Source organism: Betaproteobacteria bacterium, assembly GCA_009377585.1.
Lineage (GTDB): Bacteria > Pseudomonadota > Gammaproteobacteria > Burkholderiales > WYBJ01 > WYBJ01.
Genome location: WHTS01000171.1, coordinates 1 through 9,596, shown reverse-complemented (window position 1 = coordinate 9,596; position 9,596 = coordinate 1). Strand labels below are relative to the sequence as shown.

The following is a 9,596-nucleotide window of genomic DNA, read 5'->3' as shown; positions in this document are numbered from 1 at the left end:
AGCGGAGGAGGCAGCCATGACGCAGACACCCACGTTCGGTCGCTATGCCGAGATTCCATATGACGACATGACGCCCGAGCAGCAGGAGGGCTTTCGCGCGCTGATGGAATCGCGCGGCCGGCTGCCCGGACCGGCGAAGATCTACGTGCACAATCCAAAGCTCGCGAAGGTGCAGGGCCCGCTGGGCGCGCATTTTCGCGGCGGCTATTCGCTGAGCGAACGCGAACGCGAGATCGCGGTGTGCATCGTCAACAGCAAATTCCATACGGCCTATGCGACCAACGCGCACGAACGCGCCGCCAAGGCGACCGGGCTGCCGAACGAGAAGGTCGAGGCGATTCTCTCGGGGCTGCCGACCTCGTTCTCCGACGAGCGCGAGCAGGTCGTCTACGAAATGGCCATGTGCCTCATCCAGTCGCGTTGGGTTTCGAAGGGTCTCTACGAGCGTGCGGTCGAGGCGCTCGACCATGTCGGCATCACCGACGTGATCGGGCTGATGGGCTTCTACGCCACGGTTTCGATGACGCTCGCGTTCTACGACGTGCCCGCCGGCGCAACCGGCATGGAACGTTGAGCCGATCCGGACGGTAGCCGCACGCGGAGCACGCCATGCAGGTCACGCGGATTGGCGAATTCGAGGTACACCGTATCACCGAGTTCGAAGGGCCGTTCATCGCGCCCGAGGTCTTCTTTCCCGACTACGATCCCGAGGCGGTGCGCGCGAATCCCGACATGACCGGGCCGGCGCTGGTCGATCCCGCGACCGGCAAGCTGGTCTTCAGCTTTCACAGCTTTGTCGTCAAGACAGGACGCCACACGATCCTGATCGACTCGTGCCTCGGCAACGACAAGGAACGCCCGACACGCCCGCAATTCCATCGGCTCAAGTCGCCCTTCCTGGCCGATCTCGCCGCCGCGGGTGTGCGCGCCGAAGAGATCGACTACGTGCTGTGCACGCACCTGCATTGGGATCACGTCGGCTGGAACACGCGCCTGGAAAACGGCCGCTGGGTGCCCACCTTCCCCAATGCCCGCTACATCATGGCACGGCGCGAGTTCGAGCACTGGCGGGCGGTGCAAGCGCGCGGCGAAGACTCGCCGCACCGTCTTGCCTTCGAGGACAGCGTCCTGCCGGTCGTGCGCACGGGCCAATCGGTGCTGGTGGACGATGACTATGCGCTGGACGACGGCTTCTGGTTCGAAGCCGCGCCCGGCCATACGCCCGGCAATGTGGTGATCCATGCCCGCTCGGGCGACGACCGGGCCGTTTTCCTGGGCGACATCCTGCATCACCAGTTCCAGCTGATGCAGCCGCAATGGTCGACGGCTGCCTGCAGCGACCCGGCGTTGTCGCGACAGACGAGAATGCGTTTGGTCGAAGAGCACGCCGAGCGCGGCACGCGCTTGCTGCCGGGGCACTTTCCTGCGCCGACGGTTGGGCGCATCGTTCGCCGAGGGAACGCGTATCGGTATGCGTTCGAAGCGCGATGAGCACCGTCGGCAAGGAAAAGACGTCATTCCCGTGTAAACGGGAATCCAGGAGATTTCGGACCGAGAATCGGTAGATCAGAGTTTCGAAGCGGAGGAGACCCATCATGAGTGAAACCGTTACGCAGGTCGGGCAGGGGGCGATTCCCACCGGGATCGCGACGCGGCAGACAGCCGGGACGCCGCGTGCGCTGCGACACATCCTGTGTCTGGACGATTTCGAGGAGCCCGCGCGCCGAATGCTGCCGCGCCCGATCTACGGCTTCATCTCCGGCGGTGTGGAGACCAATGCATCGCGCGAGGGTAACCGTGCCGCGTTCGGCGAGCTCGCGTTCCTGCCGCGGGTCCTGCTCAATACACGGGCGCGCCAGCAGAAGACGACGCTGCTCGGGCGCACCTACGATCTGCCGTTCGGTTTTCCGCCAATGGGCGGCACCGCGCTCGCAGCCTACATGGGCGACATCGTGCTCGCCAAGGTGGCAGCGGAGCTCAATACCGTCATGATCCAGAGCGGTGCGTCGCTCACCACGATGGAGAAGGTGCGCGAAGTGGGGCCGACGGCGTGGTTTCAGGCTTACCTCCCCGGTGAGCCCGAGATCATCACGCCGCTGGTGGAACGGGCGCAGCGCACGGGATTCGAAACGCTCGTGCTCACGGTGGACGTGCAGGTGTCCGCGAACCGCGAGAACAACGTGCGCAGCGGCTACAGCTCGCCGCTCAAGCCGACGCTGCGGCTGGGATGGGACTGCATGCTGCGGCCGCGCTGGCTGTGCGGCACGTTCGGGCGCACGCTCATCAACCACGGCATGCCGCACCTCGAGAATCTCGGCTATCCGCGCCTTCCCGTCGTCGCCAATCTGGAACGCCAGGGCAGGACGCGCGACGGGCTCGCCTGGGAGCACGTCGAGCTCATGCGGCGCATCTGGAAGGGCAAGCTCGTGCTCAAGGGCGTGCTCGCGCCGCAGGACGTGCGCATCGCGCGCGAGAGCGGCGTCGACGGCATCCTGGTGTCGAACCACGGCGGCCGCCAGCTCGACGGCACGGTGGCGCCGCTGCGCATGCTGCCGGCGGTGGCGTCCGAAGCCGGCAACATGGCGATCATGATGGACAGCGGGATTCGCCGCGGCAGCGACGTGCTCAAGGCGCTTGCGCTGGGCGCGCACTACGTGTTCGTCGGCAGGCCGTTCCTCTATGCGGCGGCGATCGCGGGCGAAGCCGGGGTGCTGCACGCGGCCAGGCTGCTGCGCGAAGAGATCAGCCGCAACATGGCAATGCTCGGCATCACGTCGCCCGCGGAGATGAAGCCGGAGTATCTGGTCGACAGCCGCGGACCGATCCGTTGACGGAGAAATCGATGACGCCGCTCAGAATCATCAAAGCCGACGACGTCCAGGCGCAGAACATCCGCGGCCAGGGCAAGGAAGCGGGACAGGTGAAGAGGATCGTCGCGACCGACAAGTTCTTCTTCAACATCGACGAAGTCAGCCCGGGTTTCAGCCCGCATCGCTGGCATCGGCACACCAAGTACACCGCGGAGGGCTTCGAGGTCGAATATGCGCCGGACTTCGAGGAAATCTACTTCATCATGAGCGGGCACGGCATCATCCAGTGGAAGAGCGCGAGCGGCGAGATCGAGGAGCAGGAAGTGGGGCCCGGCGACACCATCCACATGCCGCCCGGCGCCGTCGAGCATCAACTGCTCAACAACGGCGCCGAGACGATCCGCCTGGCCGTCGTCGGCGTTCCGCCGACCCGCCGCCGGCCGATCTGAACGGCGTACCGCCTTTCCGATAATTGGGGTCAGATCGCGTCATTGCGTTCGCAAACCGTGGTCTGGCCCCGGTTGCCGCTCAATCCAGCCGTAGCCCCGCGGCCTCGACCGCCTTGCCCACGCGCCGGAAATCGCGCTCGATGTAGGCGGCGAACTGTACCGGGGTGTTGGTATGCAGGTCGGCCCCGAGCGTCTTCATGCGCTCGATGACATCGGGAAGCTTCGCGACGCGTACCGTCTCGGCGTGCACGCGATCGACGATGGCGCGCGGGATGCCGGCCGGCGCGACAAGGCCGTACCAGGTGTTCATCTCGTAGCCGGGATAGCCGGCTTCGGCGACGGTCCCGATGTCGGGCCAGCTCGGATGGCGTTTGGCCGTGGCGATGCCGAGCACCTTGACCTTGCGGCTGCGCATATGCGGCGCAATGGAGGTCATGGTTGGCAGATACAGCGGAATCTGGCCGCCGATGAGATCGATGATCGCCGCCGCGGCGCCCTTGTACGGCACGTGCACCATTTTCGTTCCGGTCATCGTGTCGAACAGCACCCCGGCGAGATGTCCGCTGGAGCCGATGCCGGAAGAGCCGTAGCTCAGCTGACCCGGGCGTGCCTTCGCCAGCGCGACCAGCTCCCTGATCGAATTCGCCGGCAGCGACGGATGGGCGGCGAACGCATACGGAAGAACCGTCGTCATGCTGATCAGCTGAAAGCTCTTGCGCGCGTCGTACGGCAGCTTGCGGTAGAGCAGCACGTTGTTGACCTGGGTCGCCGCGGTGGTGAGGAACAAGGTATAGCCGTCCGGCGCGGCCCTGGCCGTGAGCTCGGCGGCGACGATCGTGTTGGCGCCGGGGCGATTGTCGACGATCACCTGCTGGCCCCACGCTTCGGTGAACTTGGCGGCGAAGGTGCGCCCGACCGCATCGGTCGCGCCGCCGGGCGGGAAGGGGATGATGAGGCGCACCGGCCTGACGGGATAGCTCTGACCGAGCGCCGGCCATGCGAATATGCCGCCTGCAAGTGCGACCGCGGCGCACACGACCGCGCGCAAGCGCAGCGCAGGTCCACGGAGCTTCGACTCTCGAACGTTCATCCCGACCCTCCTGCCAAGCAGGCGGATTATGGGCAGCGACGAGCGGGAATGGCAATGCGGGCGGCGCCGTAGTCCCCGGCGCGAGCGTGAGCCCGCGTCAGCTTCGAAGCGGAGACATTGCGTAGGCCGCCTCGATCAGCGTCACGGCGGCGGCGTTGTCCGAAAGATCGGCAATGGGCGGGAGGCCGTCGCGTACACGTCGCAACGTATCGCGCACGAACTCCGGATAGAAGAATACGTTCGTGAGCTTCATCGCGCGCGTGCTGCGCTGGCGGTCGTCGGTGACGATCTCCAGCGTCGAATTGTCCCGCGCCGCGAAGTAGTGCTTCTCGGTGCGGATGCTGTAGTGCATGTCGTAGACCGAATTGGGGGCCGGATAGAGATAGCCCGTCTCGACCATGCAGCTTGCGCCGCCGGAGCGCATGAGCATGACGGCGTGATCCTCGATGGTGAGGCCCGCGGCGCGATTCGATACCATCGCGCCGGTCAGTGTGAGCTCGGCATTGCCAAGAAGCAGGCGGCACAGGTCGACGTGATGGATGCCGAGGTTGAGCAGCGCGCCGCCGCCCGAGATGGCGCGGTCGGTCACCCATTGCACCTGCTGCTGGCGATAGCGGTCGACCATGCCGCCGACGAACTTGAACGTGAGGTACTGGATTTGTTCTCCGGCGGCGATCTCGCGGATCGTCGCGATGAGCGGGCAGTAGCGCATGACCAAGGGGACGGCGGCGAACACGCCGGCGCCCGCCGCCCTGCGCGCGATGTCCTGTGTCTGCATCGCGTTCAGTGCACACGGTTTCTCGATCGCGAATGGAATCCGGCTGTCGATGAGGAAGCGCGCCTCGTCGGCCATATCGCAGTGGCGGCCGAGCGCGAAGGCGAAATCCGGCCTGAGCCGCGCGCACATCTCGCGGTAGTCGGCGAACACGGGACAGCCCGCCCGTGCGGCGAGAGGGGTCGCGCGGGCGGTATCGGGGTCGCTCACGCCGACGATCGCGGCATCCGTCATGTCCAGCACCGGCTCGGAATAGAACGGGGTATGCCAGTGCGAGACCCCGATCAGAACGATGCGCATGCGTTTCTCCTTTGCGAGAGCCCGGCGCCGATTGACGCGGCCGGCGAATGGGAATAAAAAAATCCACGACAACCGACCGGCCAGAGGAGCTCGACGATGCCCAAGCTACTGCGCAAGACCCGGGTGGAACTGAACAACGCCGTCTTCTCTCTGCCCGATATCGTAGCCAAGGCCGAGGGCTTTTTCGAGCACGAGGGGCTGGAGGTCGAACTGGTCGTGCCGGAAAAGCGCAAGGCGATGCTGGCTGCTTCCGGCACGAGGGCGAGCGAGCCCACTGCGATCCAGTCGTTTCTGTGGCACGAAGGTTTCGAACTGGGCGAGTTCTCGGTCTACCATGCATGCGCCTGGGGTCAGATGCGCCGCACGCAGGATTCGTGCACCGGGGGCAAGGTCATCACCAAGCGCGCCGCAGTGTCGACGCAGGCCATCGTGGTGCGCGGCGATTCGCCCTGCAACGTCCCGCAGGATCTCGCCAACGTCGAAGTCGCGGTCAATTTCCACGCCGGCTCGCACTACATCACGCTCGGCATGCTGGCCGGCTTCATGAACCGGGAGGAAGTGAAGACCGTTCACGTCGGCATTCCGAACCAGCGTTTTCAGGCACTGCTGGATGGGAGCATTCAGGCCGCCGCTGTCATGGAGCCGTGGATTTCGGCCGCCGAGAAGCTCGGCTGCAAGGTGATCTGCGAGGCGTTCTACAACGGCCTCGAAGTGGCCGATACGTCGGTCGATGCAGAGATTTTCACGGCGCTGCATCGAGCGCACGTCAAGGCCGTCGACACGATCAACCAGGACATACGTCCCTGGCTGCGGCACCTCACGGACGAAGTGCCGGCGGACATCGTGAAGCTCGATCCGGAGAATCTGCACCTGCCGCGCCTTCGCTACAACCATCCCGAGCCGTACTCGCCGGAAGAGTTCCGGCGCACCTACGATTTCATGCGCTCCTGGGGGCTCATCGACGCGCAGAGCACCTACGATCGGCTGGTGGATGCGCGCGTCGTCGTTTGAACGACCGACCCCGGGTCCTGATTTTTGCGTCGGCCTGGCACACAGCCCCCCTTGCTCACGCAAGGAGCAAGGTTCAACCCCAGGTCCTTAGCGGAACGAGTCGGCCCTCATCAAGGAAGGTAGCAACATGCCGAGCGCACTCGAAGGCATTCGCGTGATCGATTTCGGTCAGTACATCGCCGGACCCATGGCGGCGATGCTGCTGGGCGACCAGGGTGCGGATGTGATACGGATCGATCCGCCCGGCGGGCCGCGCTGGGATACACCGGCCAACGCGACCTGGAACCGCAACAAGCGCAGCATCGTGCTCGATTTGAAGACCGACGCGGACCGGGAGGCGGCGCGGCAGCTGGTCGCCACTGCGGATGTCGTGATCGAGAACTTCCGTCCCGGCGTGATGGACCGCCTCGGGCTCGGGGCGGAAGCCATGACGCGGGCGAATCCGCGCCTCGTCTATTGCTCACTGCCGGGCTTCGGCTCGGACGATCCGCGGGCGCAGGTCCGGGCCTGGGAAGGCGTGATCGGCGCGGCCACCGGTGCCTACCGCGGGGGCGTGGCGAAGAATGGCCGGCCCGTCTATACCGTCATTCCTTACGGCTCGGCTTATGCGGCATTCCTGTGCGCGGTCAGCGTCGCGATGGCGCTCAATGCGCGCGCGCGCTGCGGCCTCGGCCAGCGCGTGGAAATACCGCTGTTCGATGCGACCTTCAGCGTGATCGGTGCGCGCGGCCTGCTGGTGAACGGCAAGCCCGAGCCCGAGCCCGAGTTCAACTGGAGCCGGCAACTGCCGTGCAAGGACGAGCGCTGGCTCATGTACGTCGCCAACAACAAAAGATTCGAGGCGTTCATCGAGTCCATCGGCATGGACGAGTGGCGCGATGCGAAACTGCCGCCGAACGAACTGGCGCGGAAGTTCGACGATACGATGCGCGCCCGCACGGCCAGGGAATGGGAAGACGTCATCGCCGAGATCGGCTCCGAAGGCGTGATCTGCCACACCAGCGCCGAGTGGTTGCGGCATCCGCAGGCGCTCGGATCGAAAATCATCGACGACTACGACGATCCGGTGCTTGGGCGCTTTCGCGGCCCCGGCATCAATGCGCGCCTTTCGCTCACTCCGGGCTCGGTGCGCACGCCGCGGCCCACGCCTGACCAGCATCGCGCCGAAATATTGCGCGAGATCGCCCAGCGCGATGCACAGGCGAGCGGCGAACCGCCAGCCGGCAACGAAGTGCTGCGCGCGGCGATGGAGGGCGTCAAGGTTGTGGACCTGTGCATCGTGCTGGCCGGACCGACCTGCGGGCGCACGCTGGCCGAGTTCGGCGCCGACGTGATCAAGATCGACAGCCCGCACACGGCCAAGGTGCTGCGGCACAACGACATCAACCGCGCCAAGCGCAGCGTTCTCGTCGACCTGAAGACCGCGCAAGGGCTGGAGATCTTCTGGAAGCTGGTGGACCAGGCCGACGTTGTGCTGCAGAACTTCCGCGGCGGTGTCGCCGAGCGGCTCGGCATCGACTACGAGCGCGTGCGCGCGCGCCGGCCGGACATCGTCTATGGCTCGATGAACACCTTCGGCCACATCGGTCCGTACGCCACGCGTCCGGGGCACGAGCAGATCGGCCAGGCCGTGTCGGGCATGCAGGTGCGCTACGGCTCGAAGAAGCCCGCCACGGCGCCGTTCGCCGCCAACGACTATGGGACGGGCCTCATGGCCTGCTATGCGGTGGCGCTTGCGCTGCTGCACCGGCGCCGCACCGGCGAAGGCCAGTTCGTCGACAGCGCGCTCGCCTACACCGCGACCATGCTGCAATCGGCGCTCTTGCAAGGCTACGAAGGCAAGCAATGGAACGAACCGCACGGCCAGGATGCCTTGGGCAGCGGGCCGCTCGATCGGCTCTACCAGGCCGCCGACGGCTGGCTCTTCGTCGCCGCGCCGCCGGGGCAGCTCGAACGATGCGCTGAACTGGCCGACCTCGCCGGCCGCCGCGACGCGGATCTGGAACAAGCGATGGCAGCGCGGATGCGCACGCGCAGCGTGTCAGCGTGGGTACAGCTATTGAACGAGGCCGGCATCGGCGCCCATCGTGTCGTGCAAAGCCTGGTGGAGGTGATGACCGATCCGGTGGCGCAGGCGCGCGGGCTGGCGGTCACGCGCGATCACGAAGGCTTCGGACCGATCACGACCACCGCACCCGGCGCGAGACTGTCCCGAACGCCGATGACGGTCGGGCGGCCGGCGCCGAAACCCGGATCGGATGCCGCCAGCGTGCTGGCCGAGATCGGGCTCGCAAGCGAGCTCGAGCGGCTGGTCCGGGAAAAGGTCATCGCGCTGGAGGGCGTCAAAGCCGGCTGCTGAGGCGCCCCGGCATTCAGCCGCGCGTCCGACAGGCAGAAGTCATCGAAGCGGCAAACGACGTTGTTCCGACCCTGCCTACTTCGATGCGTACGAGATCAGCTCGTAGACGAGCCATTCGTCCTGTTCGTACCGGGGCAGGACATCGTCGCCGCTTTGATCGTCGCCGTCGCTCACCTTGAGGAAGAACGAACGATCGAGACGCGCGAGCTTCAGGTACTGGGAGGTCGTTTCGCGCCGCACGACCTGGTTCAAGGCGGGCGCGTACCAGTCGGTTTCCCGAATGACGCTCTGGCCGCGGTCGCCCTGCTGAAAATAGTCGAGGTAGACCATCCGCCTGACCTTGAGGGTATCGAACTCGCCCGCGGGTACCTTGATGCGCTCCCAGCCGAGCACGCGACCCTCGATGCTCACCGGGAAGCTGCGCCCGTCGGCGGGGTCGGCGGCCTTCGAGCGCGCCGTCCATGACTTGCCTGCTACCAGCGGGAAGTCGAACGCGCGGTAGGGCGGGCTGTAGCTGAACATCTGCATGTTGGTCGCCGGACGCTGGAGCCAGTTGCCATCGCGGGAATAAAGCTCGGTGCTTTCCTGCGTGCCGTTCAGCACCTCCACGGTCACGACGTTGCCTTCGACGCCGCGAACCCGGTATTCGACCGTGCCGCGCGGGATTTTGGTGAAGCCATCGCTGACCGCATAGCGCCAGGTAGTTCCCGGGCGCCACTCGGGCGCTGCGACCTCTGCCGCCATCCCGGCGGGCGGCGTCGGGGACAGGTTCGTCGCGCAGGAAGCGACGAGAAGCAATGAG

9 protein-coding genes are annotated in these 9,596 nt (G+C 66.0%); 6 read left to right on the top strand and 3 right to left on the bottom strand.

Annotated features, from left to right (window positions below; translation table 11 throughout):
- Positions 1 to 16 precede the first annotated feature (16 nt).
- The 4 genes from GEV05_28925 to GEV05_28910 all read left to right on the top strand — a co-directional run bounded on the left by GEV05_28925 (position 17) and on the right by GEV05_28910 (position 3,259).
- On the top strand, positions 17 to 574 hold the full coding sequence (locus GEV05_28925; GenBank protein MPZ47316.1) for a carboxymuconolactone decarboxylase: 558 nt from the start codon (positions 17 to 19) through the stop codon (positions 572 to 574).
- A gap of 35 nt (positions 575 to 609) precedes the next feature.
- The gene (locus GEV05_28920) at positions 610 to 1,491 is read left to right on the top strand and encodes an MBL fold metallo-hydrolase (protein MPZ47315.1); all 882 of its coding nucleotides are present in this window, start codon (positions 610 to 612) and stop codon (positions 1,489 to 1,491) included.
- 104 nt (positions 1,492 to 1,595) lie between these two features.
- On the top strand, positions 1,596 to 2,831 hold the full coding sequence (locus GEV05_28915) for an alpha-hydroxy-acid oxidizing protein (GenBank protein ID MPZ47314.1): 1,236 nt from the start codon (positions 1,596 to 1,598) through the stop codon (positions 2,829 to 2,831).
- 11 nt (positions 2,832 to 2,842) lie between these two features.
- The gene (locus GEV05_28910; GenBank protein ID MPZ47313.1) at positions 2,843 to 3,259 is read left to right on the top strand and encodes a cupin domain-containing protein; all 417 of its coding nucleotides are present in this window, start codon (positions 2,843 to 2,845) and stop codon (positions 3,257 to 3,259) included.
- A gap of 79 nt (positions 3,260 to 3,338) precedes the next feature.
- Here the strand turns inward: GEV05_28910 and GEV05_28905 are convergent, their stop codons facing one another.
- Together GEV05_28905 and GEV05_28900 are read right to left on the bottom strand one after the other, a co-directional pair.
- Complete coding sequence (locus GEV05_28905) at positions 3,339 to 4,349, bottom strand: tripartite tricarboxylate transporter substrate binding protein (GenBank protein MPZ47312.1); 1,011 nt, start codon at positions 4,347 to 4,349, stop codon at positions 3,339 to 3,341.
- 97 nt (positions 4,350 to 4,446) lie between these two features.
- Positions 4,447 to 5,424 carry a hypothetical protein gene (locus GEV05_28900; GenBank protein MPZ47311.1) on the bottom strand — a complete coding sequence of 326 codons (978 nt, stop codon included), beginning with the start codon at positions 5,422 to 5,424 and terminating at the stop codon, positions 4,447 to 4,449.
- A 96-nt stretch (positions 5,425 to 5,520) separates the two neighbouring features.
- Between GEV05_28900 and GEV05_28895 the strand changes: the two genes are divergently transcribed.
- Both GEV05_28895 and GEV05_28890 read left to right on the top strand, forming a co-directional pair.
- On the top strand, positions 5,521 to 6,435 hold the full coding sequence (locus tag GEV05_28895; GenBank protein MPZ47310.1) for an ABC transporter substrate-binding protein: 915 nt from the start codon (positions 5,521 to 5,523) through the stop codon (positions 6,433 to 6,435).
- Positions 6,436 to 6,562: 127 nt separating this feature from the next.
- Complete coding sequence (locus GEV05_28890; GenBank protein MPZ47309.1) at positions 6,563 to 8,794, top strand: hypothetical protein; 2,232 nt, start codon at positions 6,563 to 6,565, stop codon at positions 8,792 to 8,794.
- 75 nt (positions 8,795 to 8,869) lie between these two features.
- On the opposite strand, the gene GEV05_28885 is transcribed toward GEV05_28890, so the two are convergent.
- Positions 8,870 to 9,538 carry a hypothetical protein gene (locus GEV05_28885; protein MPZ47308.1) on the bottom strand — a complete coding sequence of 223 codons (669 nt, stop codon included), beginning with the start codon at positions 9,536 to 9,538 and terminating at the stop codon, positions 8,870 to 8,872.
- Positions 9,539 to 9,596: the final 58 nt, after the last annotated feature.

Coding starts and splice junctions, on each gene's coding strand:
- GEV05_28920 (MPZ47315.1), top strand. CDS start 610: ATGCAGGTCACGCGGATTGGCGAATTCGAGGTACACCGTATCACCGAG.
- GEV05_28895 (MPZ47310.1), top strand. CDS start 5,521: ATGCCCAAGCTACTGCGCAAGACCCGGGTGGAACTGAACAACGCCGTC.
- GEV05_28885 (MPZ47308.1), bottom strand. CDS start 9,538: ATGGCGGCAGAGGTCGCAGCGCCCGAGTGGCGCCCGGGAACTACCTGG.
- GEV05_28925 (MPZ47316.1), top strand. CDS start 17: ATGACGCAGACACCCACGTTCGGTCGCTATGCCGAGATTCCATATGAC.
- GEV05_28915 (MPZ47314.1), top strand. CDS start 1,596: ATGAGTGAAACCGTTACGCAGGTCGGGCAGGGGGCGATTCCCACCGGG.
- GEV05_28910 (MPZ47313.1), top strand. CDS start 2,843: ATGACGCCGCTCAGAATCATCAAAGCCGACGACGTCCAGGCGCAGAAC.
- GEV05_28890 (MPZ47309.1), top strand. CDS start 6,563: ATGCCGAGCGCACTCGAAGGCATTCGCGTGATCGATTTCGGTCAGTAC.
- GEV05_28900 (MPZ47311.1), bottom strand. CDS start 5,424: ATGCGCATCGTTCTGATCGGGGTCTCGCACTGGCATACCCCGTTCTAT.
- GEV05_28905 (MPZ47312.1), bottom strand. CDS start 4,349: ATGAACGTTCGAGAGTCGAAGCTCCGTGGACCTGCGCTGCGCTTGCGC.